Consider the following 25919-nt stretch of genomic DNA (forward strand, 5'->3'; position numbering starts at 1 on the left):
CGCTGCTGCAGTGCGCAAAGTAGGTGCCGTGCTCGGCGGGCTTGCAAACAAAGGCCAAATCCGCCCAGTCGAGCGCAGAGCGGCGCCAGGGCTGGCTATACTCGGCACAGGGCTCGCCCATGGGCATCACAGCGGACGCGGGCCGGGAGCGAGATGAGCAAGACGATCGGCAAGTGGTTGTGCGTATTCATGCTGGCGGCGTGTCTGTCGCAGCCGGTGCTCGCCCTCTCGTCGATTGCCTTCCACTACGGCGCCGATGCGCCGCTCGACGAACTCAAGGCCTTCGACGTGGCGGTGGTCGACCCCGATCACAACTTCGATCCGGTGGCCTATCGCGGGCCGGAGGCTGCCCCCAGCGGCAGCGAGTTGTTCGCCTATGTCAGCGTTGGCGAAGTGCAGCCTTCGCGCGCTTTCGCGAAAGACATCCCGGCGAACTGGCAGCTCGGCACCAACAAGACCTGGGCTTCGATCCTGATCGACCAGCGTGCCGCCGGCTGGCCGGCCTTCTTCGCCGAACGTGTGGTTGCACCGCTGTGGGCGAAGGGCTGGCGTGGCTTCTTCCTCGATACGATGGATTCCTACCAGCTCGGCGGTGCGCAGGCCGACCCGGCCGCCCAGCAGCGCGGCATCGTCAGCCTGATCCACACGCTGCGCAGCCGCTTCCCCGGCATTCGGCTGATCAGCAACCGCGGCTTCGAGTTGCTGCCACAGATCGCCGGCGATCTCGAAGGCGTGGCGGCCGAATCGCTGTTCCGCGGTTATGCGCACGATACCCGCAGCTACCGTGAAGTGCCGGAGGCCGACCGCGCCTGGCTTGGCGACCAGCTGCGCGCGGTACGCGAGCGCTGGAAGCTTGCGGCGATCGCGATCGACTATGTGCCGCCGGCCGACCGCGAGCTGGCGCGCGACACCGCCCGCCGCATCCGCGGGGCCGGCTTCATCCCCTGGGTGGCCGACGGCACGCTCGGCACACTGGGGGTCAGCTCGGTGGAGGTGATGCCGCGGCACATCGCGGTGATGGTCGATGGGCGCGAGGCGAGCGCGCTGCACTACCGCTCGGCGCATCGCTTCGCCGAGATGCCGCTGAACTACTTTGGCTATGTCGCCGACTACTTCGATGTGAACAAACCGCTGCCCGCGCTGGACCCTGGTCGCTACGCCGGCATCGTCAGCTGGTTTGGCGGGCAGTTGGCGCCGGAGCCGCAGGTGCGCTATCGCAAGTGGGTGCTGGATCAGATCGCGGCAGGCCTTCGCATCGCGGTGTTCGAGGCGCCGGGTTTCGCTGCGGATGCTGCGTTCGCACGCGCAACCGGTCTGATCCGCACGCCGGCGCCGGTCGGCAAGCTGACGCTGGAACGCCGTCACGAGGCAGTCGGATTCGAGATCGAGCCGCCGATGAACCGGCGCCGCCTGGTCGGCGTACGCATCGAAGATGGCGCCGGCGAGTCGTGGGCGCGCTTGCGCGACGAGCAAGGTCGCCTCTACGACGCGGTGGCGATCACCCGCTGGGGTGGTCTCGCGCTCGGCAGCTATGCGGTGATCGAGATTTCGACCACGCTCGAAGCCTCGCGCTGGGTCGTCGACCCCTTCCGCTTCCTCAAGGCTGCACTCGCGCTGCCCGATCTGCCGATGCCCGACACCACAAGCGACGCGGGCCGGCGCATGCTGTTTGCGCATGTCGATGGCGATGGCTTCCCGTCGCGCGCCGAGTTTGCCGGCAGCCCCTACGCCGCCGAGGTGATGGTCGATCAGCTGATCAGCCGCTATCCGATTCCGCACGCGCTGAGCGTGATCGAGGCCGAGGTCGCGCCGGACGGGCTGTATCCAAAGGACAGCCCCGCGCTGGAATCGATCGCGCGGCGCGGCTTTGCGTTGCCCAACGTCGAGATCGCCACCCACACCTACTCGCACCCCTTCAAGTGGCGCAAGGTCGAAGCGGGGGACGCAAGTGCCGACGAGGATGCCGACTACCACCTCGATGTGCCCGGCTACGTGCCGTCGCTTGCGCGCGAGATCACCGCGTCGGCCGAATACATCCGCAAGCGCCTCGCGCCACCCGGCAAGCCCGTCGGCATCCTGCTGTGGTCGGGCGATGCGGTGCCCAGCGTTGCAGCGCTCGATGAAGCGGCGTCGGCGGGGCTGCTCAACATGAACGGCGGCAACACGCGCGCCACCGAGGCAAACCCGACGATGACCGAGGTCTCGGCGCTCGGTGTGCGGCTCGCAGGGCGCTTTCAGGTTTACGCGCCGGTGATGAACGAGAACGTCTACACCAACCTCTGGCGTGGTCCGTTCTACGGTTTTCGCCGCGTCGTCGAAACCTTCCGTATGACCGGCGAGCCGCGCCGCATCAAGCCGATTGATATCTACTACCACACCTATGCAGCGAGCAAGCCGGCCTCGCTGCGTTCCTTGCGCGAGGCCTACGACTGGGCGATGTCGCAGACGACGCGGCCGGTCTTCCCCTCCGAATTCATCCGCATCGCGACGGACTTCAACCGCGTCGCGCTGGCACGCGATGTCACCGATGGCAGCTACCTGTTGCGCGGGCTCGGGGCGCTGCGGTCGCTGCGCGCGCCCGCTGCGCTCGGCGAACCGAAACTGGCGGGCAGTAGGGGCCTTGCCGGCTGGGCGGAGGGCCCCGACGGGCGCTATCTGATCCTCGCTGATACCCAGGCGCGCATCGCCTTCGGCGCGGCGCGCAACGGTGCGCGATTGGCCGGTGCGAACGCGGGCGTCAGCGCACTGGCGACGACGCCCACCGGCATGCGCTTTGCGCTGCACGGCCATGGCCCGCTCGAGTTCGACCTGGCCGGCGCTGAGGCGTGTCGCGTCAGCGCGGCGCGGCGCACGCTCACCCCGCGCCAGGTTGGCCCCTACCAACGCTTCCACCTCGACGATGCTGCGGCAACGATCGACCTTAGCTGTCGCGCGCCATAAGCGCCCGCACCTGCTGCCACGCGGCGTACTGCCGCTGTTCGTGCTGCTGGTACTGGTCGCGCTGACGCTGATGTATCCCTACTCCGCGCTGCTCGACCGCATCCTGCGCGATACCCGCGGTGACGAGCTCACGGTCAGCTACCTCAACGCGATGCTGCGCACGGACCCCGCCAATCCCGAGTTGCGCCTGCGGCTTGCGCGGCAATGGCTCAGCCGCAATGATTTCGCCGCTGCCCGTCGGGTGCTGATGCCGTTGCTCGCAGACGACGTGCCGCGGCGCATTGAGGCACGCATGCTGCTGTGGGAAGTGGCCGAGCAGGAGTGGCGCCGGCTTGCGACGGACGACACCCGGCGCGATGCGGTGCGACGCGCCCTGCTGCAGGAACTGCATGAGCTCGCGCGCCTGCCGGTGTCCGAAATGGATCGTTTCGAGCTGGCCCGCCGTGCGCTGGAGCTGGGCGATCGTGCATTGGCGTTGACGATCTATCGCAACAGCGCAAGCGGCGCGCTGCCGGTGGATTGGTTCGCCGAACAGTCGCGCAGCTATCTCTCGGCCGGCGAGTACGAGGCCGCCGCCGAAGTGCTGATGATCGCGCGGCGGCGCGAGCTGCGGCCGCTCGCGGCGCGCCGGCTGTACTTCGAGGCGGTGGGCGTGATGCGCCAGAGCGGCCGCGTGGCCGATGCACTGGCGCTGGCCGAGCGCGAGTTGCGCGGGCTCTCCAACGACCCCGAGGTGCTCGAATACCTCACGCGGCTGGCGCTCGCGGCCGGGCGGCCCGACATTGCATCGAAGTACGCGCGGCAGATGCTCAAGCTCTCGCTGCTGCAACAGCTCGAACGTGCCGCATGGGCGCGCCTGTGGGGCGATGTGCAACTGCGCCTCGCGGCAGCCGAGGTCGAGCCCGCCACCCGTGACGGTGCCCGCGGCGAACCGCGGTTGCCCTTCGACGACCGCCGTTACACGCTGGGCTACGAAGTCTTCCTCGCCAATCGCGAACTCGACGAGGCCTGGCGCGTGGCCGCATCCGCGGTGCGCCAGGCGCCGGACAACGCCGCGTGGCGCCTGCGCCTGGCGCAGGTGTCGGAGTGGTCGGGGCGCCCGCAGGAGGCGCTGCGCCACTGGCGCTGGCTCGCCGAACATGGCGAGAAGGGCGAGACCACCGATGCGCTGCTGCGCCTCGCCCCCGGCCTGTTCGACGACGAAGCGCTGATCCTCGGCCTGCGGCAGCGCGTGGCGGAGCGTCCGGGCGATGACCGCCTGCTCGGCGCGCTCGTCGACGCTTACGAACGCGTCGGCGATCCGGAAGCGGCCATCGCCTATCTGCGCGAGATCGCCCGGCGCCGCCCGGAGCGCGCCGTGCTGCAGGCACTCGCCGACATCGCCGAACGCGCGGCTGATCTGCCGCTCGCGATCGCGACGCTGCGCGACATGGATGCGCGCTTCGGTGCCGATGTGGCGCGCGCCTTCAAGCGCTCGGGCTTCCACCTGCTGCGCGGCGAACTGCGGGCCGCCTACGATGCGCTCGACGCCGCACGGGATCAGGCGCTGGCGAGCGACGCCAGCTACTGGCGGCGTCTGGGCAACATCGCGCAACTGCTGCAGCGCGACGACACCGCCGAGGCGGCCTACGCGCGCATGATCGGTGCCGGCACCGCGTCGGCGAACGACTACGATGTGCTGATCGACCTGCTCGCGGCGGAAGAGCCGGCGCGCGCCGCCGACCTCGCGGTGCAGGCCTGGCGCCACTTCCCGACGCCGGACCGGCTGCTACGCGCGCTCGATCTCTACGCCGCGGCCGGGGCATGGAGCGCGTTTGGCCGTGTGCTCGGCGAGCTGGATGCTGCGGCGCTGGCCAGCGTACAGGCCGATCCGCGCTTCCTGCGCCTGCGCGCACGCTACCTGCGCGAGACCGGCAAGGGCGCCGCGGCGCTCGCCGATCTGCGCCAGTTGCTCGCGCTCACGCCGCAGGACGCCGAAGCGCGCGAGGCCTTCCTGTGGCAGCTCATCGACCGCCGCGACACGACTACGCTGCGGCGCGTGTTGGCGAAGCACGAGGTGGTGTGGGCGCGAGACCCGGCCTTGCACGATGTGCTGGCCGCAGCGTGGATGGCCTTGTCGCTGCCGCGCGTTGCGCTCGATCGCTACCTCGCTCCGCGGGCCGCGGCGCACCGCGGCGACTTCCTGTGGATGATGAATCTCGCCGACGCCTACGAGCAGGATCAGCAGGCCGACCGCGCGTGGCGACTGCGGGCCGCCGCGTGGCGAACCCGCAACATGCCCGCAGCGAACACCGATGCGGTGCCGGACGCCGCGCGCCGTGCCGCCTGGGTGCGGCTGGCGAATGTGCTCAAGCCGGGTGACCCGGCGCTGGCGGCGCTGCGTGGTCTGCTGCGGCTCGACCGCGATGCGGGCGCGCCGGTGGATGCCGCCAGCCGCGAGCTGGTGCTGGCCTGGTACCAGGATCAGGGGCTGCCTGAATCGGTGCGCGCTTACCTGTGGTCGGCCTACGCGCGGCACGAGCAATTGCCCTTGTGGGCGGACATGGCGGCCGCGATCAACGAAGGCGACATGGCGCGCGCCGCCGCGCTGCAGGATCGCTGGGGCGGCGCCGTGTCGCGTTACGAGCAGATCACCGTTGCGCGCAATCGCGGTGACGATGCGCTGGCTGCGACGATTGCCTTCGAGGCGCAGGGCGCGCAGCGCGACGATGAGGCCTTGCAGCTGCAACTGGCTGAAGTGTTGCCGACGCAGGCGAGCCGGGTGGACGTCCAGGCCTCCGCGGCAGACTACGGCCGCTTTGGTGCCGGCAACTGGCGCGAGCGCGAGACGACGCTCGCCACCGCAACCCAGCTCACGCCCTCGCTGCGCTTGAACCTTGTGTTGGGCGATACCGCGCGCAGCGTTACCGACACCAGCGTGGACGTGCCGGACATGCGCTATGGCGCGCTGGGGCTCGCATGGCGCACGAGCGACGGTGTCGTGAAGCTGGAGGTCGGCAGTTATGCCGCCGCCGAACGCTGGGCGGGGCTGCGTGCATCGCAGAGCGGGCGCCTGTTCGCGAATGCCGACTTCGGCTGGAAGCTTGCCTGGCGCGACCCGGCAACGGAAACGCTGGCCCTGCGTGCGCTCGGCTGGCGCGATGTTGCGGCGGTCGAGGCGGGCTGGGCGATCGATGCGCGCGACCGGCTATCGCTGCAGCTGGAGTGGTCGCGTTACGCGACGCAAACCGCTCGGACGCTGGGCTATGGCCGCCTGCTGTCGCTCAGCTACAGCCACGCGTTGCGGCCACAGGCGCGCGATTTCTTCGCTGAGGCCTTCGTCACCCGCTACCGCGTGAGCAACACGGGGGCACAGCCTAGCGGCCGTGCGGCCGAGCTGCCGATCGCCTCGCTGCTGCCGCAGGGCTATGATCTGGTGGGCTTGCGCCTGCGCAGCGACACGAAGTTCGCCACCGACTACAGTCGCGGCTGGCGCCCCTACGGCAGTCTCGGCATGAGCTGGAACAGCAGCTCGGGGCTCGGCTTCGATGTCTCGGCCGGGCTGGCGGGCAGTGTGCTCGGCGGTGACCACGCCGCGATCGACTTCCGGCGCGAGCAAGGGCAGACCGCGAGCATTTCCTCGACCACGGTGTTCGGCATGCGTTACTGGATCGACTTCTGATGAGGACTGACATGAGGTTTCACGGGCTGTTCGTTTGCCTTGCGCGTTTGTTGCTGCTGGGTGCAGTGCTGGCCGCGGCCGGATGTGCCACGCTGGACAAGGCGCCGCCCGCCGACTTCGCCCGTGATGCGCGTTGGGCGGTGCTGCCCTTTGCCAACGCCACCGAGACCCCGCTCGCCGGGCAGCGCGCCGCCAGCCTCGCGGCCGCATTGATGCCCAGCCTGGGTGTTGCCGATGTGCGCAGCTACCCCGAGCGGCTGGAGGACGACAACCTGCTCGAACCGGGTCAGGGTTCCTCGCGCGACAAGGCGCTTGAATGGGCGCGCGGGCAGGAAGCGCGCTACGCCTTGAGCGGCACGGTGCATGAATGGCGCTACAAGGTCGGCGTGGATGGCGAGCCGGTGGTCGGCGTGTCGGTTCAGGTGATCGATGTGGCCGATGGCCGCGTCGTGTGGTCATCCGTCGGTGCCAAGAGTGGCTGGAGCCGTGAGTCGCTCGCAGGGGTTGCGCAGAAACTGATGCGCGACCTGATCTCACCGGCGCTGCGCGGACGCTGAGTGCCCTTGCGCGCAGTGTTCGGCAAGTTGCGCCGCTGGCTCGCGCCCTACCGGGTCGGCTACTCCGCGGCGCTCGAAATTCTGCTGCTGCCGGGTATCGCGGTGGCGCTCGGTGTGTGGTTCAGCCCGGCCGACCCCTTCTTCACGCGCGAGGAATTCCCGTGGATCTGGCTCGCGTCGCTGGTGCTGGCCTTGCGCTACGGCCCGCTGGTCGGTTTGCTCAGTGCAGCGATGGTGTTCCTGCTGTGGTTCGGGCTGATCGGCTACAGCAGCGGCTGGCGTGCGCTGCCGAAATCTTATTTTCTCGGCGGCCTGATCGCGGTGATGCTGGCGGCCGAGTTTTCGTCGGTGTGGCGCGGGCGGGTGCGCCGCGCCGAATCGATGCAGGACTACCTCGACGAGCGGCTCGACGGCCTCACGCGCAACCACTACCTGCTGCGCCTGTCGCATGACCGGCTCGAACAGGAACTGCTGTCGCGCCCGGTGTCGATGCGCGATGCGCTGACCGGGCTGCGCGCACTGGTCGGGCAGGCCCAGACCGGGCAGGCGCTGCCGGCCGCGGGCGAGTTCCTGCGCCTGACCGCGCAGTACTGCCAGGTGGACCGTGCAGCACTGGTGCCGCTGCGCGACGGCAAGCCAAGCGCGGATGAAGCGGTGTTTCTCGGCGATCCCTTCGAGGTGGTGGTGGATGATCCGCTGGTGCGGCATGCCGAGCGGGTGAGGGTGCTGGTGCATGTCGCAATCGAAAGCCTGCCGGAGCGGCTCGACAGCCACTACATCGCGGTGGCGCCGGTCAGCGATGCGCGCGGCGAGGTGCACGCGCTGATGCTGGTGCAGGCGATGCCCTTCTTCGCGCTGCAGGAAGAGACACTGCAGATGCTCAACCTGATGCTGGGCTTCTACGGCGACGATCTCTCCAGCACGCAGCTCGTCACCGAACTCACCCGCGTCTGGCCGGACTGCCCGCAGCCCTTCGCGCTGGAACTGCAACGTCTGATCCGGTTGCGCGTCGAATCGGCGGTGCCGAGCATGCTGGTGGCGCTGAGTTTCGCGCCCAACCCGGATCAGAGCGATCTGCCTGAGGCGGTCGCGCGGCAGCGGCGCGCACTCGATGTGTCGTGGCTGGTGCGTGGCGCGCTCGATCAGCCCAGCGCCCTGCTGGTGGTGATGCCGCTGGCTGGTAGCGAGGCGGTCGACGGTTACCTTGCGCGGCTGTCGCGCTGGATCGAGAACGATCGTGGTATCGGCCTCGACGCGGCCGGCATCCGCAGTCGTTCGTGGCGGATTGGTGATGCCGCGGCGGCTGAGCTGCTCACCCATGTGCTGGAGGCCTGCGATGTCGCAGATCAAGCTCGCGATCTACGCCATCCTGCTTGAGCTCGGCGCCTGGGCGCAGATGCTCGAAACCGGGCGGCAGTCCGATCTGGCCTTTCTCGGCTTCATGCTCACGCATTCGGCGGCCAGCGCACTGCTGGCCAGCCTCGCGCTGCTGCTGGTGCCGTGGGATTTTGCACGGCCCCGCGCCGCGGTGTGGCTGCTGTTTTTCGCGCTCAGCGCGTGCATTCCGGTGCTGGGTTTCGTCGGCATCGGCGTTGGCCTGATCGCACTGCCGCTGATGCCGGGTCTGCGTGTGAAGCGGCATTTCAACGAGGTCGCGCTGCCCGCGCTCGATCCACACGAGCGGCGCGATGCCACCGCCTTCCGGCAGGCTGGCCTGCGCCAGTTCCTCAACAACGATCGTGCACCGGTCGACCAGCGCCTGAAGGCCTTGGTGGCGCTGCAGAATGCGCCGGCGCAGTTCTCCAGCCCGGTGCTGCGCGACCTGCTCGGTGATTCGAGCGAGGATTTACGCCTGCTCGCCTACGGCATGCTGGAGACGCGCGAGAAGAAACTTAATGCGCAGATCCAGACGGCACGCGCCGAATACCTTGCCGCGGCGGAAGACATCGCAGTGCGTCAGCGTGCCGCGCAGCAGCTCTCCACGCTTTACTGGGAGCTGGTCTACCAGGGACTGGTGCAGGGCGATTTGCGGCGACACGCGGCCGGCGAAGCGCTGCGCTACCTTGAAGAGGCGCTGAGTGAGGCGGCCGACGCCGGCCTGCATCTGCGCCACGGCCATCTGCTGCATGAGCTCAAACGCGCCGATGAGGCCGAGGCCGCTTACCGGCGCGCGGCCGAGCTGGGCATTCCGCCACCGCGCGTGGTGCCGTATCTCGCCGAGCTGGCTTTCGAACGGCACGACTACCGCGAGGTGATCCGCCTGCTCGGTGGCCTGCGCGATTTCCGCAGCGTCGCGCGCCTCGAACCGCTGCTGCGCTTCTGGGGGGCGGCATGAGCGAGCCGGTGTTCCCGAAAGCCGAATCCGCCGACGTTGCCTTGCTGCTTGAAGGCACCTTCCCGTTCGTATCGGGTGGCGTGTCGAGTTGGGTGAACCAGATCATCCGCGCGTTTCCCGAGATCCGTTTCGCCATCGTGTTCCTCGGCAGCCGGCGCAGCGACTACGGCGCGCCGAAGTACGCGCTGCCCGACAACGTGGTGCATGTCGAAACGCACTTCATGCACGACGATCTGGTGCGCCACGGCATCGAGGTCAAGCCCAGCAAGGGTGATATCGCCGCTTTCGCGCGCGTGACGATGCTGCACGACACCTTCCGCCAGCATGGCGCGCGCGATCTTTCGGCGTTTGCCGCACTGGCGCCGGAGCTCTCACCCGGCGGTTGTCTGCCGCTCGATGATTTCCTGCACTCCGAACAGGCCTGGGGCGTCATCACGTCGAGCTATCGGCGCTTCTGCACCGATCCGAGTTTCGTCGACTACTTCTGGACCGTGCGGATCATGCACCAGCCGCTGTGGATGCTGGCGCGGATCGCGAAGGAGTTGATCCCGGTACGCGCGCTGCATTCGGTGTCGACCGGCTATGCCGGCTTCCTCGGCGCGCTGCTGGCGCGTTCGCGCGGGCTGCCGCTGATCCTGTCCGAGCACGGCATCTACACCAAGGAACGCAAGATCGACCTCTACCAGAGCGAGTGGATTCAGGACAACCGCAACGTGTTCCAGCGCGATCCCTCCGAGCTGTCGTACTTCCGCACGATGTGGATCCGCTTCTTCGAATGGCTCGGGCGGCTGTGCTACGACGCGGCCGATCCGATCATCGCGCTGTACGAAACCAACCGCCTGCGGCAGATCACAGACGGTGCCGCGCCCGAGCGCACGCGCAACATCCCAAACGGCGTGGCGGTGAAGCGCATGGCGGCGCTGCGCGACAAACGCGCACCGGGCGTGCCGCCAGTGCTGTGCCTGATCGGCCGCGTCGTGCCGATCAAGGACATCAAGACCTTCATCCGCGCGATGCGCATCGTCGCCAACCGCCTGCCGGAAGTGCAGGGCTGGATCGCCGGCCCGGAGGACGAAGATCCGGGCTATGCGCAGGAATGCCGTGATCTGGTGGCGAGCCTCGGGCTGGAGGACAACCTCAAGTTCCTCGGCTTCCAGAAGATCGATGAGCTGATGCCGAAGATCGGCCTCGTGGTGTTGTCCTCCATCTCCGAAGCGCTGCCGCTGGTGATCCTCGAAGGCTACGCCGCCGGCGTGCCGACGCTGGCGACCGATGTCGGCTCCTGCCGCCAGCTGGTGTACGGGCTGGATGAGGACGACCGTGCGCTGGGTGCGGCGGGCCGCGTCGTCGGCATTGCCGATCCGCAGGCGCTCGCGGAGTCCGCGATCGAACTGCTGCAACCGCAGGCCTGGTTTGCCGCGCAGGCGGCCGGCATCGCGCGGGTCGAGCGTTACTACACCGACGAGCTGATGTTTGGCCGCTACCGCGAGGTGTATGAGGATGCCCTCGCGCGCAGCCCGATCGCAGCGGAGCGCGCCGCGGGCTGACATGGCGGGCATCGGCTTCGAACTGCGCAAGCTGCTGCGCAAGGACAACCTGCTCGGCATCCTGCAGGCCTACGCCTATGCGGGCGTGATCGGCTCCGGCCCGTGGGTGCTGTCCATCGTCGGCATCCTGATCGTCGGCATGCTCTCGCATGCGGTGGTGGTGCCGAACTTCCTCGTCACGCAGTTCCAGGTGTCGGTGACCTACCTGATCGCCGCTTCGCTGATCTTCACCGGCGCCCTGCAGCTCGCCTTCACCCGTTTCGTGTCGGATCGCCTGTTCGAGCGCAAGGACACGCTGGTCTTCTCCAACCTCAACGGCATCCTGCTGGTCACGCTGATGGCGGCCGGCGGCGTCGGCTTGGTGCTCGCGCTCACGCTGTTCTCCGGCCTCGCGGTGGTGTACCGCGTGCTGATGCTGGCGGGCTTCGCGCTGATGTGCGGTATCTGGATCGCGACGATCCTGCTCAGCGGGCTGAAGATGTATCGCCAGATCGTTGCGCTGTATGCCGTGGGCTACGGCATCGTGGTGGCATCGGCGCTGCTCGCACGCCCGTGGGGGCTGAATGGCTTGCTGGCGGGTTTCGTCTTCGGCCAGTTCGTCATGCTGGCCGGCATGTGGATGCTGACGGCGTGGGACTTCCGTTCGCCGCAACTGGTGTCCTTCGAGTTCGCGCGGCGCGAATCGCGCTACCCCTCGCTGATGTGGATCGGCCTGCTCTACAACGTCGGCGTGTGGGCGGACAAGTTCATGTTCTGGTTCTTCCCCGACACCTCCGATCTCGTCATCGGCCCGCTGCGCGCATCGGTGATCTACGACCTGCCGGTGTTCATGGCCTACCTGTTCATCATCCCGGGCATGGCGGTGTTCCTGGTCCGCATCGAGACGGACTTCGTCGAGTACTACGACCGTTTCTACGAAGCGGTGCGCAGCGGCGGCTCGCTGGAATACATCGAAACGATGCGCGACGAGATGCTCTATGCGATTCGGCAGGGGTTGCTGGAGATTGCGAAGATCCAGACCATCGCGGTGCTGGTTGCGCTGGTCGCGGGGCCGGCGGCGTTGCGCGCGTTGGGTATTTCCGAGCTGTACCTGTCGCTGTTCTACATCCAGACCGTCGGTGCCAGCCTGCAGGTCGGTTTGCTGGCGCTGCTCAACGTGTTCTTCTACCTCGACCAGCGCCGCATCATCCTGTGGCTGTGCTGCGTGTTCCTCGCCAGCAACCTCGTGCTGACTGCGCTCACCTTGCGCCTCGGCGCGCCTTACTACGGCTATGGCTACGCGCTGGCGACGCTGATCGCGCTGGCGGTGGGGCTGGTGATGCTCGATCGCCGGCTCGACCGGCTCGAATACGAAACCTTCATGCTGCAGTGAGCGGTGTCGGCGCGCGTGGCCGGGCGCGCTGGCTGCGCCAGTCCTCCGCCGTGATCGCGTAGCGCAGATGGTCGCGCCAGCGGCCGCCGATCTTCAGGTAGCGCGGCGAGAAGCCCTCGCGCCGGAAACCGCCGCCCTCCACCAATGCGATCGAGGCGAGGTTGGCCGGCTGGATGTTGGCCTCGATGCGGTGCAGCTTCATGGCGCCGAACGCACACTTGAGCAACAGCGGCAGCGCCGCGCGCGTCCAGCCATGGCCGATGTAGGGGGCGAGCGCGTAGTAACCGAGGTAGGCGTTGCAGAACGGGCCGTAGAAGATCTGGCTCAGGTTGAAGATCGCCGCTGGCGCGCCGCTGCTGCGATCGAACGCGACGAAGCTCTGGAAGTCCGCATCGGCGCTGCGCGCGATCCAGCGGGTCAGCGCGACGTCGCTCGTATCGACCCGCACCCACGGGTGGTGCAAACGCCGACTGCGTTTGAGTGCCGCAGCGAGCGCTGGCAGGTCGTCCGGCAGCGGCGGCCGCAGGTTGATCCAGCGGTTGTCCGCGTGCGGCATGTCAGAATCGAGGTATGTCGTCTGTGCCATGGATGCCTTTGCTGATGCTGCTGGCCGCACTCGTTTGCGGGCTCGCGGCCGCATTCACGGCGCTCGGTCTGTGGCAGCCACAGGGCTGGCTCGCCGCCGACGGCGCCGCGCTGGCCTTGGTGGTGTCAGCGCTTGCACTGGCCGGCAGCGCGGCGATTCCGCTCGCGATCCGCCGGCTCGCCGCGCACGACACGCGGGCCGATCAGTAAAAGCCGGCTTCGCCTTCCGGACGCGTCTTGAAGCGCTTGTGAACCCAGTAGTACTGCGCCGGCATGGTCAGTACATGGCGCTCCAGTTCCTGGTTCATGCGCAGCGTGTCGGCGTATTCGTCGTCGCTCGGGAAATCCTGCCACGGCGCCCCGATCGTCAGTTCGTAGCCTCGGCCCCGCGGCTGCATGCGGATGATGCCGCTGAGCACCTGTGCGCGTGCCATGCGGGCGATGCGCGGCAGGCCCGGCACGGTGGCGGCCTGCACGCCGAAGAAGGGCACGAAGATCGAGTCGCGCGGGCCGAAATCCTGGTCCGGCAGATAGAAGAAACCATAGCCGCCTTCGCGCAGCTTCTTGATCACCGGGCGCACGCCTTCCTGGCGCGAGAACAGCACCTGCTTGCCGAAGCGCGTGCGGCCATGCAGCAGCCAGCGCTCCAGCACCTTGTTCTTCTGCGCCGAATAGATGCTGACCCAGTTCACTTCCGTCGCCAGCCGGGTGCCGGCGGCGTCCAGCGCGCAGAAATGAGGCACCAGCAAGATCGCCGGCGTACCGCTGTCGATGACGGTCTTGAGGTGTTCCAACCCCTCGACCTTTACGAGACGGCGGATGCGCGCGGCGGGCGCAAACCACAGCACGCCACGTTCGAGGAAACTGCGCGCGACGTACATGAAGTGCGCGCGCGCCAGCCGCGAACGCTCGCGCTGCGGCATCTGCGGGAAGCACAGGCGCAGGTTGGTCTGCACCACGCGCCGGCGTGGCACCACCAGCCAGTACAGCAGCCAGCCGAGCAGGTTGCCGAACGCCGCTTGCAGCGGCAGTGGCAGCCAGTGGAACAGCCACAGGAAAGCGACGACGAGTCGGCTCATCGGTTGGTCCCCCGGTCCTTCAGGCTTGGCTCGCTGGCGGGGTTACGCCGGGCGGGCACTTGTAGCGGTTGTAACCCCACAGGTACTGCGCAGGGCGTGTCAGGATCGTGCGTTCAAGCGCCGCGTTCAGCGCCGCGACGCGCACTTCGGCGGCGCCTTCCGGCAAGTCGATCGGTGCGCAGTCGAGTTCGAAGCCGCGGCCCCAGGGCAGGCGGCGGGCGAAGGCGAGGAAGGCCGGCGCACCGTTGCTGCCGATGAAGCGTGCGGCCAGCGTCATCGTGTAGGCGGGGCGGCCGAAGAAGGGCGCCCAGATGCCTTCGCCTTCGCGCGGCACCTGATCGGGCAGGATGCCGATCGCCTCACCGGCGCGCAGCGCCTTGAGCAACTGGCGCACGCCGGCGGCGTCGGCCGGCACCGCGCGCATGCGGCCGCGGTTGCGGCCGGCATCCATCAGCGGCGCGAGCACTGCTTTGCGCGGGCGGCGGAACAGCACCGTGATCGGCCCCGCCACGGCAGCGAAATACTGTGCAGAAATCTCGAAGCAGCCCAGATGCGGCGTCACGAACACGATGCCGCGGCCGGCGGCCTGCGCATCGAGCACCGCCTGCCAGCGTGCCGTGGTGCGCACCGCGCGGACGAGTGTTGCCTGTGGGCGGCTCCACACCCACGCGGTCTCGAACGCGCCCTTGCCGGCCTCGACCGCGTTGGCGAGGCATTCGCCGGTACGGGCCGGGCGACCCAGCGCCTGCCCCAGATTGGCGGCAAGCGTGCGGCGGTAGCGGCCGGATACGACCCATACGAGCAGGCCGATGCCGGCACCGAGCCAATGCAGCAACAAGAGCGGTAGATAGCCGAGCAGGCGTAAGAAGGTGTTCATTGCGGAAGGTGGGAACCCGGTCGGCGTTTGACCGGGCTTTCGGGCCCGAGGGATAATAGCCGATCCGCCGAGTTAAACCGACAACTTGCAGGGCGGGCCGGGGCCTGTCGCAGGCTTCGAAAATTCTGCTAAAGCGTCGCCCGCTCGAAACCCCGGAGCCGGCCGCGACGGCAGCAACGGGGTTTTTTCATTTGGAGCGCGCCATGAGCCAAGACTTCCTCTTTACCTCCGAGTCCGTCTCGGAAGGCCATCCGGACAAGGTGGCTGACCAGATCTCGGACGCCATTCTCGACGCGATCTTCACGCAGGACCGCTACGCACGCGTCGCTGCGGAAACGCTGTGCAACACCGGCCTCGTTGTGCTGGCCGGCGAGATCACGACGCATGCGAACGTGGATTACATCCAGGTCGCGCGCGACACGATCAAGCGCATCGGCTACGACAACACCGACTACGGCATCGACTACAAGGGCTGTGCGGTGCTGGTGGCCTACGACAAGCAGAGCCCGGACATCGCACAGGGCGTCGACCATGCGTCGGACGATCACCTGAACACCGGCGCCGGCGACCAGGGCCTGATGTTCGGCTACGCCTGCGATGAAACGCCGCAGCTGATGCCGGCGCCGATCTTCTACGCACACCGCCTGGTGCAGCGCCAGAGCGAGCTGCGCAAGGACGGCCGCCTGCCCTGGCTGCGCCCGGACGCAAAGAGCCAGGTCACCTTCCGCTACGTCGACGGCAAGCCGCACTCGATCGATACCGTGGTGCTGTCCACCCAGCACTCGCCGGACATCACGCAAGAGATGATCCGCGAGGCGGTGATCGAGGACATCATCAAGGCGGTGATCCCGGCCGAGCTGCTGCAGGATACGAAGTACCTGGTGAACCCGACCGGCCGTTTCGTCATCGGCGGCCCGCAGGGTGATTGTGGCCTGACCGGCCGCAAGATCATCGTCGACACCTACGGCGGTGCTTGCCCGCACGGTGGCGGCGCGTTCTCGGGCAAGGATCCGACCAAGGTTGACCGCTCGGCCGCCTACGCCGCGCGCTATGTGGCAAAGAACATCGTCGCCGCCGGGCTGGCGCGTCAGTGCCAGGTTCAGCTGTCGTACGCGATCGGTGTCGCCAAGCCGATCAACGTGACGGTCTACACCGAAGGTACCGGCGTGATTCCGGACGACCGGATCGCCAAGCTGGTTCAGGAGCATTTCGACCTGCGCCCGAAGGGCATCATCCAGATGCTCGATCTGCTGCGCCCGATCTACCAGAAGACGGCTGCGTACGGCCACTTCGGCCGCGACGAGCCGGAATTCACCTGGGAAGCGACCGACAAGGCCGAGGCGCTGCGCGCCGAAGCCGGCCGCTAAGCCAAACGCCCAGATTGAACCGCGCAAGGCGGGCTGTCGAGAGACAGCCCGCCTTTTTGCATTGCAGCAACAGTGCCGTGCATTAATTGACGGGGATTTGGGTGTGCACACCTAGGGTTGAATTGCTGCAGCGCATACACTGAAAGCCTGCTGGGCAGTTTGATCGTGCCCGAGCAGGAAGGAGGCGATCATGGATGTGGCGATGCCTGTCAGTGGCGTGTTGCTGCCCCCCGGAAGACATCACGGCCTCGCCGAGACGATTCTCGGTGGATTGGGCGGCCTGTTCGTGCAGACAAACGATGGCGAGCGCGTCACTGGTTTCAAGGAAATCGATGACCCGAAAGGCCATCTGATCCAGCTCACACCGCAGCGCGTCGGCAAACGCTGGCGCGTCGTCAGCATGGGCGATCCCGTGTTGTACGCCTGTGTGCTGCCGGGTGAGCTGGTGCTGTTCGGCAGCCGTGAAGAACTCACCGCACGCATTGCGGACGAACTGCCGAATATCGAACTGGACCCGCTGACCGCGGCGGAACTCGACGCCTTCTGCGGCAGCCCAGCCTGAGGCGGTCGGCGCGCGTTCAGCGCGCGCCGAGCAGGGCGATGCCGTCCAGCGTGGCGGCGCAGCGTTCGCGGATGATCGCGAGCATGTCCTGCGCGAACGGGCGCTGCATCAGCGGCTCGAGTGCGGTGGCGTGCAGTTCCGACCACAAACCGTGTGGGCCGATCGGCTTTGCGGTGACGTACTGGTAGTCCACATAGTTCTTCACGCCCCAGTTCGGTAATGCGGCGACACCGCGCCGGCTCGCCACCAACTGCATGATCGCGACCGTCAGCTCGGTCGTGCGGCGTTCGACCTGGATGCCGGCCGGCTGCAGCACCTGCCGGATCAGGTCGATGCGTTCCTCGGGCACCGGATAGGTGATCAGCGTTTCGCCGGCGAAATCCTCCGCGCTCAGGCGGCGCTTGCTGCGCAGGCGGTGGTCGTTCGGCAGTACCGCGAGAATCTCGAAGCGGAACAGCGGTGCAGTGATGCGGCCGCGTCGCGGTGTCGGGGCTGCGCCGATCACCAGATCCGCCTGATCCGCGTCGAGCAGGCCCATCGGGTCGGCATGGAAACCGGCCACCAGATCGACTTCCACTTCCGGCCAACGGCGCCGGAATTCATCCATCACCGGCATCAGCCAGTCAAAGCAGGTGTGGCACTCGAGCACGATGCGCAACTGCCCGCGCTGATCGTCGCGCAGCCGCATCAGGTCGCGCTCCGCTTCGCCCACTGCAGCGATGGTCTCGCGCGCCAGCCGCAGCAGGCGCTCGCCCGCCGCGGTAAAGCGCAAGCCACCCGGCGTGCGCTGGAACAGCGCCATGCTGAAGTGCGCCTCGACGTTGCGGATCTGATGCGACAACGCGGATTGGGTCAGATGCACCCGTTCGGCAGCGCTTGCCAGTTTGCCGCTGTCGGCAATCGCAATCAGGGAACGCAGATGGCGGAGCTCCAGCATGGTGCTCTCTGTATGAATTACATTCAAGTCTATCGGAAAAACTTGCGATTGATGAATGTTCGGGTGCATCCGAGACTGCATGACCCAACACGACATTGATGCGCCCGACCGTTTCTGGCGGGCACGCAGCCCGGAGGCTCCGCATGACAACGATTCACACCCTTGGATACCCGCGCATTGGCGCCCAGCGCGAGCTGAAGTTCGCGCTTGAGGCCTGCTGGCGCGGCGAAACTGACTCCGCCGCGCTCGAAGCGTGTGGCGCGGGCCTGCGCGTGGCGAACTGGCAACGCCAACAGAACGCCGGCCTCACTCGCGTCACCGTCGGCGACTTCAGCTTCTACGACCCGATGCTGGACCACGCACGCATGTTCGGCGCCACGCCGGCCCGTTTCGGTGAGCTGGCGAATGGCCTCGATGCGGTGTTTGCGCTGGCCCGCGGCACGCCATCGCAGCCCGCGCTCGACATGACCAAGTGGTTTGACACCAACTACCACTATCTCGTACCCGAGATTGAGGCCGATACGCCCTTCCGGCTCGACGCATCGGTGCTGCTGGCCGCAGTGCGCGAAGCGCAGGCCCTCGGCCATGCGCCCAAGCCGGTGCTGATCGGGCCGCTGAGTTTTCTCTACCTCTCGCGCAGCGCCACGCCGGGCCATGGTCTGCTGGCACGCGCCGCCGAGCTGGCCGAGTGTTACGCGAGCCTCCTGGCGGAACTGGCAGGGCTCGGTGTCGAGTGGGTGCAGATCGACGAACCGATCCTCGCGCTGGAGTTGCCGGCCGACTGGCTGGCGGCCTTCGCGCCGGTGTACACGCAACTCGCCGCGCAGGGGCCCAAACGCCTGCTTGCCACCTACTTCGATAGTGTCAGCGCGCATGCCGACACGATCCTCAAGCTGTCGATCGACGGCTTGCACCTCGATCTGGTGCGCGCCCCTGCGCAGGTGCAGGTCTTTCTGCCGCGGCTACCGCGCCACTGGGTGCTGTCCGCAGGCATCGTCGATGGGCGCAACGTCTGGCGTTGCGACCTCGACGCCGCACTCGCCGTGCTGCAGCCGCTGCATGCGCGCTTGGGCGATCGGTTGTGGCTGGCGCCATCATGCTCGCTGCTGCATGTGCCGCTCACGCTGCAGCAGGAAACGCGGCTCGATGCGGAGCTGCGCAACTGGCTTGCCTTCGCCGACGAGAAGCTTGCCGAGCTCGCCGTGCTTGCACGCGCGCTGGACCACGGCGCTGACGCGGTCGCGGCTGAACTGGCTGTCGCACGTGCGGCGTGCCAGTCGCGTCAGCATTCGCCGCGGGTTCAGGTCAACGCGGTGCGCGAGCGTGTCGCCGCAATCCGCCCGGAGATGGCCCGGCGCGCGAGCCCCTACGCCAGACGCGCGCCGGCGCAGCGCAAACGCTTCCAGCTGCCCTTGCTGCCGACCACGACGATCGGCTCATTCCCGCAGACGCCAGCGATCCGTGCGCTGCGGGCGGCCTGGAAGCGGCGCGAGCTGGGCGAACTGGCTTACCTCGGTGGCGTGCGCGAGGCGATCGCCGATGCGATTGCGCGGCAGGAGGCGCTGGGGCTCGATGTGCTCGTCCACGGCGAAGCCGAGCGCAACGACATGGTCGAGTTCTTCGCCGACAAGCTGTGCGGCTTTGCCTTCACCGAGCATGCCTGGGTGCAGAGCTACGGCTCGCGTTGCGTGAAGCCGCCGCTGATCTTCGGCGATGTGTGGCGGCCGGAAGCGATGACCGTCGACACCGCGCGCTACGCACAGTCGCTGACCGCGAAGCCGGTGAAGGGCATGCTGACCGGCCCAGTGACGATGCTGCAGTGGTCATTCGTACGCGACGACCTGCCGCGCGAGGCGGTGCTCAAACAACTTGCGCTGGCGATTCGCGCCGAGGTGCTGGATCTCGAGGCCGCCGGAATCGGCATCATCCAGATCGACGAGCCGGCCTTCCGCGAAGGACTGCCGCTGAAGGAAAGCGCTTGGCGTGCGGCACTGGCGGCTGCGGTGCAGGCCTTCGGCCTTGCGGCCGGCGGGGTTGCCGACGAGACGCAGATCCACACCCACATGTGCTACTCGGAATTCAACACCGTCTTGCCCGCGATTGCTGCGATGGATGCGGACGTAATCACGATCGAGACCTCGCGCTCCAACATGGCCTTGCTCGATGCTTTCGGCGAGTTCGAGTACCCGAACGAGATCGGGCCGGGTGTCTACGACATCCACTCGCCGCGCATACCGTCGGAGGCTGACATGCTGCATCTGCTCGAGCGAGCGTGTTCAGTCGTACCGGTCGGGCGGCTGTGGGTCAACCCGGATTGCGGTCTGAAGACGCGCGGCTGGCCCGAAACCGAAGCCGCACTCGCTGCAATGGTGCGCGCTGCACACGCGATGCGTGCGAGGCTCGCTGAGCACATCAGCGCGCCAGCGAGCGAGCCGGTCTCAGCCTGAGGCTTCGGCGAAATGGCAGGCCACGCGGTGGCCGCCAAGCTCGCGTAGCTGCGGTGCTTCGTCGCGGCAGCGCGCCTGCGCCAACGGGCAACGGCTGGCGTAGGCGCAGCCGCGCGGCGGCGCGAGGGGTGATGGCGGTTCGCCGCGCACGATCGCGCGTTCGCCACGTTCCGCCGGATCAAGTCGCGGCGTGGCGGCGAGCAGCGCGCGGGTGTAGGGGTGTAGCGCGGTGTCGAACACCGCTCTCGCCGGCCCTTGTTCGACAACGCGGCCGAGGTACATCACCATCACTTCATCAGCAATGTGTTCGACCACCGCGAGGTTGTGCGAGATGAACACGTAGGCGACGTTCGTCTCTGCCTGCAGATCCATCAGTAGGTTGAGCACCTGCGCCTGGATCGACACATCTAGCGCGGAAACCGGTTCGTCGGCCACCACCAGCTTGGGCTGCGTCATCAGCGCACGCGCTATCGCCACACGCTGCCGTTGCCCGCCCGAGAACATGTGCGGATAGCGCTCGTAGTGCTCGGGCCTGAGCCCAACGCGGGCCATCATTGCTCGCGCGCGGTCGGCGCGTTCTGCTGCATCGAACGTGGTGTGTATCTTCAGCGGCTCTTCCAGGATGCTGCCGATGCGTTTGCGCGGATTGAGGCTCGCATAGGGGTTCTGGAACACCATCTGCACCATCGGCCGCAGTTGCCGCAGTGTGGCTTTAGAGGCAGTAGCAAGGTCGTGGCCGTCGAGTACCAGCGTGCCGGCGGTCGGCGTTTCGAGCATCGTGATCTGGCGCGCCAGCGTGCTCTTGCCGCAGCCGGATTCACCGACCACCGCCAGCGTGTGGCCCGCCATCACGCCAAAGCTCACGCCGTCCAGCGCGCGCACCACCGCCTTGGGGCGGAACAGCCCCTGCGGCACCAGATAGTGCCGGCTCAGATCGCGCGCTTCGAACAGGATCTCGCTCATGGCGACGCCTCGGCGCTGTGGCCCTGCGATGCGCCCTGCGCGTCGAGCGGGAAGTGGCAGCGCACGGTGCCGACGCCACGCGCCACCAGAGCGGGGCGTTCGGCGCTGCAACGCGTTTCGGCAAAGCGGCAGCGCGGCGCGAGCAGGCAGCCGGCGGGGCGGTCGAACTGCCCTGGCACCACACCGGGCAGGCTCTGCAGGCGTTCGCCGCCGCGGTTGTGTTCTGGCAGGGCCTCAAGCAATGCGCGCGTGTAGGGATGCTGTGGCGCCGTGAAGATCGCAGGCACGGTGCCCGTCTCCATCACTTGCCCGGCGTACATCACCACCACCCGTTGTGCCACTTCCGACACCACCGCAAGGTCGTGCGTGATCAGCAGCAGCGCCATGCCGCGTTCGCGTTGCAGGCGCAGCAGCAGCTGCAGCACCTGGGCCTGCACCGTTACATCCAGCGCCGTGGTGGGTTCGTCGGCGATCAGCAGGCGCGGGTTGCAGGCGATCGCCATCGCGATCATCACGCGCTGGCTCATGCCGCCAGAAAGCTGGTGCGGATAGGCATCAAGGCGCCGCGCAGCGTCCGGAATCTCGACTTGCTGCAGCAGTTCGATTGCGCGCACGCGCTGACTGCGCCGCGAGCCGCCTTCATGCACCGCGAGCGTCTCGATGATCTGATCGCCGATCGTGAAACAGGGGTTCAGGCTGGTGCTCGGGTCCTGGAAGATCATCGCGATGTCGCGCCCGAGCAGGCGGCGGCGCTCGGCGGGGCGCATCGCGAGCAGGTCGCGACCGTCGAAGGCGAGCCGCTCGGCGCTGACGCGGCCGGGCGCGTCGACCAGGCCCATCAGCGCGAGCGACGCGACGCTCTTGCCGGAGCCCGATTCGCCGACGAGGCCGACGACTTCGCCGGCTTCCAGCGTCAGGTCGAGCCCGCCGACCGCGTGCAGCGGCTGGCCTGCCGCACCGAATTCGACGCGCAGCTGGCGTACCTCAAGCAGCGCCATCACTCGCCTCATCCTGCACCGGCTGCAGCAAGGACCGGGCGAACACCAGCTGCGCCTTGGTCTCGACAAAGCCGCGCGATTTGTAGAACGCATGCGCGCGGCCGCGCTTGATGTTGGAGCGCACACGAACCTCAGCCACCCCTTGCGTGCGCGCCCAGCCGGCGATTGCCTCCACCAGTTTGCTACCCACGCCTTGCCCGCGCGCAGCCTCGCCAACCACCAGCCCGCCGATCTCGACGAAGGCATCGCTCTCGACGAACTGGCACACGAAGGCGTGCCCCCAGCCGAGGATCGTGTCGCCGCGGGTCGCGACGAAGGCGGCATGGTCTTCGCGGTCCAGAATCGCAGCGAGGCGCGCGATCATGCGCGCGGTGTCGGTCGGGTAGCCAAGCTCGCCGGAGAGCGCGGAGACCATAGGCGCGTCCTGTAGCGCCATGCGGCGCAAACGAATCCTGTCTTCGCTCATCGTTTCAGCTTCGGGTCCAGCGCGTCGCGCAGCCCGTCTCCCATCAGGTTGAAGGCCAGTACCGCGATGAAGATCGCGATGCCGGGCAGGGTGACGACCCACCACGCGGACTGGATGAACTCCATCGCGCCGGCGAGCATCGCGCCCCATTCGGACGCCGGTGGTTGCGCGCCGAGGCCGAGGAAGCCGAGCGCGGCCGCGTCGAGGATCGCGGTAGAGAAGCCCAGCGTCGCCTGCACGATCAGCGGCGCGAGGCAGTTCGGCAGCACCGTGATGAACATCAGCCGCAGCGTGCCGGCGCCTGCGATGCGCGAGGCCTGCACATATTCCTTGTCGCGCTCGCTGACCACCGCGGCACGCGTGAGACGAACGTAGTGCGGCAGCAGCACGATCGCGATGGCGTACATCGCGTTGATCAGGCCCGGCCCCAGCACCGCGACGACCGCGACGGCGAGCAGCAGCGAGGGCAGGGCGAGCAGGATGTCCATCAGCCGCATCACGGCAGTGCCGACCCAGCCGCGCGAGAACCCCGCGACGAGCCCCAGCAGGATGCCGAAGCCGAGCGACAGCGACACCGACACGAGGCCGATGCCCAGCGACAGGCGTGCGCCGTGGATCAGGCGCGACAGCAGATCGCGGCCGACCGGATCGGTGCCGAGCAGGAACTCGGCACGCCCGCCTTCGGCCCAGGCGGGCGGTGTCAGGATCGCGTCGCGGTACTGCTCGATGGGCGAATGCGGCGCGAGCCCGTCGGCGAACAGCGCGCAGCACACCAGCGCGAGCACGACGACGAGGCCGCCCACGGCGCCGGGGTTGCGCGCGAAATCGCGCCAGAGGTCGAAGAGGGGGTGGGAGGGCTTCACGACGAAGAGCTCCGCCGCGGATTTCGCGGATGAACGCGGATCAAGCTTCGCGGATTCATCGGTTTGAAATCCGTGTGTATCCGCGTGATCCGCGGCAAGGCTTCCAGGTTGGTAGTCATCTTGGATGCCGGATGCGCGGGTTGATGACGCCGTAGAGCAGATCCACGACGAGGTTCACGACAATCACCAGCGTCGCCGTGAGCAGGATGCCGCCTTGAACCACCGGGTAGTCGCGGCGGTGGATTGCCTCGATCAGCCACTTGCCGATGCCGGGCCAGGCGAAGATCGTCTCGGTCAGCACCGCGCCGCCCATCAACACGCCGACCTGCAGCCCAAGCACGGTGACGACAGGAATCAGCGCGTTACGCAGCGCGTGCTTCACCACCACCCTGAAGGGCGATAGCCCCTTCGCACGGGCAGCGCGGATGTAGTCCTCGCGTAGCACTTCGAGCATCGCGCTGCGGGTCATGCGGGCGAGCGTTGCGAGCGGAATCGTGCCGAGCGCGATGGTCGGCAAGATCAGGTGCGAGGCGGCAGAGCGGAACGCGCCTTCCTCGCCGGAGAGCCACGCGTCGATCAGCATCAGCCCGGTGACCCTGGGCGGGTCGAACAGGATGTCGAGCCGGCCGGATACCGGCGTCCAGCCCAGATGCACCGAGAAGAACAGGATCAGCAGCAGCGCCCACCAGAAGATCGGCATCGAGTAACCCGCCAGCGACACCCCCATCACGCCGTAATCGACCGGCGTGTTGCGCTTAACCGCTGCCAGCATGCCGGCTGGAATGCCAATCAGCATCGCGAACAGGATCGCGCACAACGCCAGCTCCAGGGTGGCGGGGAAGCGGTCGAGGAACTCACGCAGCACCGGCTCATGGCTGACGATCGAGAAACCCAAGTCGCCATGCAGCGCCCGCCACACGAACTCGCCGTACTGCACCGGCAGCGGCCGATCCAGCCCGAACTCGTGCATCAGCCGCGCGTAGCGCTCCGGCTCCATGCCCCGCTCACCCGACAACGCTTCGACCGGATCGCCGGGGATCATGCGGATCAGCGAGAAGACCAGCAGCGTGATGCCGATGAAGGTCGGGATCACGACGGCGAGGCGCTTGAGGAGGAAGGCGACCATGCGGATGTTTGGTGGCGTGATAGCAAGTGGGGCGCGGGCGTCCAGCTGTCAGTTGGAGGAGGTCTTTGTGACTTGCGCAGCGATATTTGAGGTGGGAAGGAGCCCCCAGTAGTGGCCATCGTTTGCTCGATCTCTGTTATCACTCAACACGAAGTAGTGGTCGGGGGGCACGGAGCATCGCAAGACAGCTTTGCTCAGGGTGCACGCACGCTGGGCATTGATCCAATCCATGCTATCGACCCTTAGCCCCGGAACGCTCCGATCAAACACGACTCGATATCGGGAGCCGTCTAGCGTCTCTTCGAACATCTGCTGGGGCTCTTTTGGAAAACCGGCATTTCCGGCTGTTGCGACAGATTGGAACTCGCCAACACTCACTCGGCCGACGGCGCTTCCGTTGATCGAGAGTTTCTTGTCATCGGAGTATTCAACCGTATCGCCTGGAATCCCCACGATGCGACTTATCCACAACTGCGGCTTATCGATATGAGGGGGCTGGAAGACGACCAGATCTCCCCTGCGCGGAACGTAAAAAAGCGCTCCGACGACGTCGATCGTCACCTGAGACCCTTGCCGAAGGGTGGGCTCCATGGAGTGCGATCCAACTGACAAGGACCTCTGCGCAAATGCGCTTCCGCAGATAGCGGATGCGGCCAAGAGGACAAGCCAGTACGCCAAAAAGAACGGTTGCTTCATCCGAGCGGAACTCTCCAAAAGGGGGAAGTACACCAGGCCGCCGGCGTTCCCGCCATTACAGCGTGATGACCTTCTCCGCCGCGCCCTGCGCCTCGATCACGTTCAGCATGTTGCCGATCTCGCCGACGGCGACGCGGTCCATCAGCTTGAAGTACTCGAGGCAGGTGCGGCAGATGATCAGCGGTACGCCGGCATCAGAGAGCGCCTTCAGTTCGGCGAGGCAGGGCGAATCGTCGGCCGAGAGTAGCACGCCGCGGGTGTAGAACAGGATCGCCTGGGGCAGGTTGCCGCTCTCGAACAGGGTGCGGAAGTAGGTGCCGATCACCTTGCGGCGCAGTGTGTCGTCGCCGTGGCCGAGGCCGTCGTTACCGACGACGATGACGGTGTTGGCGTAGGGGTTGTTGGGCATGTTCCGATGCTCCTGTTCAAAGGTGGTTGCGCCGGGCGTCCGGCGCGATGGCTATTTCGCGAGGTCGACCTTGGAGAGGAAGTGGCTGACCGGCACGGCGGCCATTTTGTAGTTCTTCACTTCCTTGCGTAC

General features: G+C 67.3%; 22 protein-coding genes. 11 read left to right on the plus strand and 11 right to left on the minus strand.

What is annotated here, in order from left to right; all coding sequences use genetic code 11:
- Nucleotides 1-153: 153 nt before the first annotated feature.
- The 7 genes from ACE3P0_RS16075 to pelG are packed head-to-tail and all read left to right on the plus strand — an operon-like array spanning nucleotide 154 to nucleotide 12412.
- On the plus strand, nucleotides 154-2940 hold the full coding sequence (locus tag ACE3P0_RS16075) for a bifunctional glycoside hydrolase 114/ polysaccharide deacetylase family protein (RefSeq protein ID WP_374403741.1): 2787 nt from the start codon (nucleotides 154-156) through the stop codon (nucleotides 2938-2940).
- On the plus strand, nucleotides 2900-6601 hold the full coding sequence (locus ACE3P0_RS16080) for a tetratricopeptide repeat protein (protein WP_374403742.1): 3702 nt from the start codon (nucleotides 2900-2902) through the stop codon (nucleotides 6599-6601). Before ACE3P0_RS16075 ends, ACE3P0_RS16080 begins: the two co-directional genes overlap by 41 nt.
- 11 nt (nucleotides 6602-6612) lie before the next feature.
- Nucleotides 6613-7158 carry a hypothetical protein gene (locus ACE3P0_RS16085; RefSeq protein WP_374403743.1) on the plus strand — a complete coding sequence of 182 codons (546 nt, stop codon included), beginning with the start codon at nucleotides 6613-6615 and terminating at the stop codon, nucleotides 7156-7158.
- Entirely contained in the window at nucleotides 7159-8535 is a 1377-nt protein-coding gene (locus tag ACE3P0_RS16090; RefSeq protein ID WP_374403744.1) for a PelD GGDEF domain-containing protein, read from the plus strand.
- Nucleotides 8495-9493 carry a hypothetical protein gene (locus ACE3P0_RS16095; RefSeq protein WP_374403745.1) on the plus strand — a complete coding sequence of 333 codons (999 nt, stop codon included), beginning with the start codon at nucleotides 8495-8497 and terminating at the stop codon, nucleotides 9491-9493. Before ACE3P0_RS16090 ends, ACE3P0_RS16095 begins: the two co-directional genes overlap by 41 nt.
- Nucleotides 9490-11040 carry a GT4 family glycosyltransferase PelF gene (gene pelF, locus ACE3P0_RS16100; RefSeq protein ID WP_374403746.1) on the plus strand — a complete coding sequence of 517 codons (1551 nt, stop codon included), beginning with the start codon at nucleotides 9490-9492 and terminating at the stop codon, nucleotides 11038-11040. The genes ACE3P0_RS16095 and pelF overlap by 4 nt, the downstream gene beginning before the upstream one ends.
- Nucleotide 11041: 1 nt before the next feature.
- Nucleotides 11042-12412, plus strand: coding sequence for an exopolysaccharide Pel transporter PelG (gene pelG / locus ACE3P0_RS16105; protein WP_374403747.1), 1371 nt, complete (start codon nucleotides 11042-11044; stop codon nucleotides 12410-12412).
- Here pelG and ACE3P0_RS16110 read toward each other — a convergent pair.
- On the minus strand, nucleotides 12399-12998 hold the full coding sequence (locus ACE3P0_RS16110; RefSeq protein ID WP_374403748.1) for a GNAT family N-acetyltransferase: 600 nt from the start codon (nucleotides 12996-12998) through the stop codon (nucleotides 12399-12401). The genes pelG and ACE3P0_RS16110 overlap by 14 nt on opposite strands.
- Here ACE3P0_RS16110 and ACE3P0_RS16115 point away from each other — a divergent pair.
- Nucleotides 12983-13207 (plus strand): hypothetical protein, encoded by a 225-nt coding sequence (locus ACE3P0_RS16115; RefSeq protein ID WP_374403749.1) that lies wholly within the window; start codon nucleotides 12983-12985, stop codon nucleotides 13205-13207. The genes ACE3P0_RS16110 and ACE3P0_RS16115 overlap by 16 nt on opposite strands.
- Here the strand turns inward: ACE3P0_RS16115 and ACE3P0_RS16120 are convergent.
- Both ACE3P0_RS16120 and ACE3P0_RS16125 read right to left on the minus strand, forming a co-directional pair.
- Entirely contained in the window at nucleotides 13201-14076 is an 876-nt protein-coding gene (locus tag ACE3P0_RS16120; RefSeq protein WP_374403750.1) for a lysophospholipid acyltransferase family protein, read from the minus strand. The genes ACE3P0_RS16115 and ACE3P0_RS16120 overlap by 7 nt on opposite strands.
- 19 nt (nucleotides 14077-14095) lie before the next feature.
- Nucleotides 14096-14953 carry a lysophospholipid acyltransferase family protein gene (locus ACE3P0_RS16125; protein WP_374403751.1) on the minus strand — a complete coding sequence of 286 codons (858 nt, stop codon included), beginning with the start codon at nucleotides 14951-14953 and terminating at the stop codon, nucleotides 14096-14098.
- A gap of 203 nt (nucleotides 14954-15156) precedes the next feature.
- On the opposite strand from ACE3P0_RS16125, the gene metK reads away from it, so the two are divergent.
- Both metK and ACE3P0_RS16135 read left to right on the plus strand, forming a co-directional pair.
- Nucleotides 15157-16320, plus strand: coding sequence for a methionine adenosyltransferase (metK, locus tag ACE3P0_RS16130; RefSeq protein ID WP_374403753.1), 1164 nt, complete (start codon nucleotides 15157-15159; stop codon nucleotides 16318-16320).
- Nucleotides 16321-16510: 190 nt separating this feature from the next.
- Nucleotides 16511-16882, plus strand: a complete 372-nt coding sequence (locus ACE3P0_RS16135; protein ID WP_374403754.1) for a hypothetical protein — start codon at nucleotides 16511-16513, stop codon at nucleotides 16880-16882.
- Between the two features lie 16 nt (nucleotides 16883-16898).
- On the opposite strand, the gene ACE3P0_RS16140 is transcribed toward ACE3P0_RS16135, so the two are convergent.
- A complete protein-coding gene (locus ACE3P0_RS16140) occupies nucleotides 16899-17819 on the minus strand; it encodes a LysR family transcriptional regulator (protein WP_374403755.1) in 921 nt (306 codons plus the stop codon).
- Between the two features lie 143 nt (nucleotides 17820-17962).
- Here ACE3P0_RS16140 and metE point away from each other — a divergent pair, with 143 nt between their 5' ends.
- Nucleotides 17963-20266 (plus strand): 5-methyltetrahydropteroyltriglutamate--homocysteine S-methyltransferase, encoded by a 2304-nt coding sequence (gene metE, locus ACE3P0_RS16145; protein WP_374403756.1) that lies wholly within the window; start codon nucleotides 17963-17965, stop codon nucleotides 20264-20266.
- Here the strand turns inward: metE and ACE3P0_RS16150 are convergent.
- From ACE3P0_RS16150 to yedF, 7 genes are all read right to left on the minus strand, one after another.
- Nucleotides 20258-21229, minus strand: a complete 972-nt coding sequence (locus tag ACE3P0_RS16150; RefSeq protein ID WP_374403757.1) for a dipeptide ABC transporter ATP-binding protein — start codon at nucleotides 21227-21229, stop codon at nucleotides 20258-20260. The genes metE and ACE3P0_RS16150 overlap by 9 nt on opposite strands.
- Nucleotides 21226-22227, minus strand: a complete 1002-nt coding sequence (locus tag ACE3P0_RS16155; RefSeq protein WP_374403763.1) for an oligopeptide/dipeptide ABC transporter ATP-binding protein — start codon at nucleotides 22225-22227, stop codon at nucleotides 21226-21228. The genes ACE3P0_RS16150 and ACE3P0_RS16155 overlap by 4 nt, the downstream gene beginning before the upstream one ends.
- Nucleotides 22214-22693 carry a GNAT family N-acetyltransferase gene (locus tag ACE3P0_RS16160; protein ID WP_374403758.1) on the minus strand — a complete coding sequence of 160 codons (480 nt, stop codon included), beginning with the start codon at nucleotides 22691-22693 and terminating at the stop codon, nucleotides 22214-22216. Before ACE3P0_RS16160 ends, ACE3P0_RS16155 begins: the two co-directional genes overlap by 14 nt.
- The gene (locus ACE3P0_RS16165) at nucleotides 22690-23556 is read right to left on the minus strand and encodes an ABC transporter permease subunit (RefSeq protein ID WP_374403759.1); all 867 of its coding nucleotides are present in this window, start codon (nucleotides 23554-23556) and stop codon (nucleotides 22690-22692) included. Before ACE3P0_RS16165 ends, ACE3P0_RS16160 begins: the two co-directional genes overlap by 4 nt.
- A gap of 115 nt (nucleotides 23557-23671) precedes the next feature.
- On the minus strand, nucleotides 23672-24682 hold the full coding sequence (locus tag ACE3P0_RS16170) for an ABC transporter permease subunit (protein ID WP_374403760.1): 1011 nt from the start codon (nucleotides 24680-24682) through the stop codon (nucleotides 23672-23674).
- Between the two features lie 48 nt (nucleotides 24683-24730).
- Nucleotides 24731-25378 carry a signal peptidase I gene (gene lepB / locus ACE3P0_RS16175; RefSeq protein WP_374403761.1) on the minus strand — a complete coding sequence of 216 codons (648 nt, stop codon included), beginning with the start codon at nucleotides 25376-25378 and terminating at the stop codon, nucleotides 24731-24733.
- A 55-nt stretch (nucleotides 25379-25433) separates the two neighbouring features.
- The gene (yedF, locus tag ACE3P0_RS16180) at nucleotides 25434-25787 is read right to left on the minus strand and encodes a sulfurtransferase-like selenium metabolism protein YedF (protein ID WP_374403762.1); all 354 of its coding nucleotides are present in this window, start codon (nucleotides 25785-25787) and stop codon (nucleotides 25434-25436) included.
- Between the last annotated feature and the right edge of the window lie 132 nt (nucleotides 25788-25919).

It is taken from the genome of Niveibacterium sp. (assembly GCF_041909475.1).
In the GTDB taxonomy this organism is placed as follows: Bacteria; Pseudomonadota; Gammaproteobacteria; order Burkholderiales; family Rhodocyclaceae; genus Niveibacterium.

What these genes read in the sequence shown, in the direction of transcription:
- ACE3P0_RS16075 (WP_374403741.1), top strand. Translation starts at nt 154, where the DNA reads ATGAGCAAGACGATCGGCAAGTGGTTGTGCGTATTCATGCTGGCGGCG.
- ACE3P0_RS16080 (WP_374403742.1), top strand. Translation starts at nt 2,900, where the DNA reads ATGCTGCGGCAACGATCGACCTTAGCTGTCGCGCGCCATAAGCGCCCG.
- ACE3P0_RS16085 (WP_374403743.1), top strand. Translation starts at nt 6,613, where the DNA reads ATGAGGTTTCACGGGCTGTTCGTTTGCCTTGCGCGTTTGTTGCTGCTG.
- ACE3P0_RS16095 (WP_374403745.1), top strand. Translation starts at nt 8,495, where the DNA reads ATGTCGCAGATCAAGCTCGCGATCTACGCCATCCTGCTTGAGCTCGGC.
- pelF (WP_374403746.1), top strand. Translation starts at nt 9,490, where the DNA reads ATGAGCGAGCCGGTGTTCCCGAAAGCCGAATCCGCCGACGTTGCCTTG.
- pelG (WP_374403747.1), top strand. Translation starts at nt 11,042, where the DNA reads ATGGCGGGCATCGGCTTCGAACTGCGCAAGCTGCTGCGCAAGGACAAC.
- ACE3P0_RS16115 (WP_374403749.1), top strand. Translation starts at nt 12,983, where the DNA reads ATGTCGTCTGTGCCATGGATGCCTTTGCTGATGCTGCTGGCCGCACTC.
- ACE3P0_RS16110 (WP_374403748.1), bottom strand. Translation starts at nt 12,998, where the DNA reads ATGGCACAGACGACATACCTCGATTCTGACATGCCGCACGCGGACAAC.
- ACE3P0_RS16120 (WP_374403750.1), bottom strand. Translation starts at nt 14,076, where the DNA reads ATGAGCCGACTCGTCGTCGCTTTCCTGTGGCTGTTCCACTGGCTGCCA.
- ACE3P0_RS16125 (WP_374403751.1), bottom strand. Translation starts at nt 14,953, where the DNA reads ATGAACACCTTCTTACGCCTGCTCGGCTATCTACCGCTCTTGTTGCTG.
- metK (WP_374403753.1), top strand. Translation starts at nt 15,157, where the DNA reads ATGAGCCAAGACTTCCTCTTTACCTCCGAGTCCGTCTCGGAAGGCCAT.
- ACE3P0_RS16135 (WP_374403754.1), top strand. Translation starts at nt 16,511, where the DNA reads ATGGATGTGGCGATGCCTGTCAGTGGCGTGTTGCTGCCCCCCGGAAGA.
- ACE3P0_RS16140 (WP_374403755.1), bottom strand. Translation starts at nt 17,819, where the DNA reads ATGCTGGAGCTCCGCCATCTGCGTTCCCTGATTGCGATTGCCGACAGC.
- metE (WP_374403756.1), top strand. Translation starts at nt 17,963, where the DNA reads ATGACAACGATTCACACCCTTGGATACCCGCGCATTGGCGCCCAGCGC.
- ACE3P0_RS16150 (WP_374403757.1), bottom strand. Translation starts at nt 21,229, where the DNA reads ATGAGCGAGATCCTGTTCGAAGCGCGCGATCTGAGCCGGCACTATCTG.
- ACE3P0_RS16155 (WP_374403763.1), bottom strand. Translation starts at nt 22,227, where the DNA reads ATGGCGCTGCTTGAGGTACGCCAGCTGCGCGTCGAATTCGGTGCGGCA.
- ACE3P0_RS16160 (WP_374403758.1), bottom strand. Translation starts at nt 22,693, where the DNA reads ATGAGCGAAGACAGGATTCGTTTGCGCCGCATGGCGCTACAGGACGCG.
- ACE3P0_RS16170 (WP_374403760.1), bottom strand. Translation starts at nt 24,682, where the DNA reads ATGGTCGCCTTCCTCCTCAAGCGCCTCGCCGTCGTGATCCCGACCTTC.
- lepB (WP_374403761.1), bottom strand. Translation starts at nt 25,378, where the DNA reads ATGAAGCAACCGTTCTTTTTGGCGTACTGGCTTGTCCTCTTGGCCGCA.
- yedF (WP_374403762.1), bottom strand. Translation starts at nt 25,787, where the DNA reads ATGCCCAACAACCCCTACGCCAACACCGTCATCGTCGTCGGTAACGAC.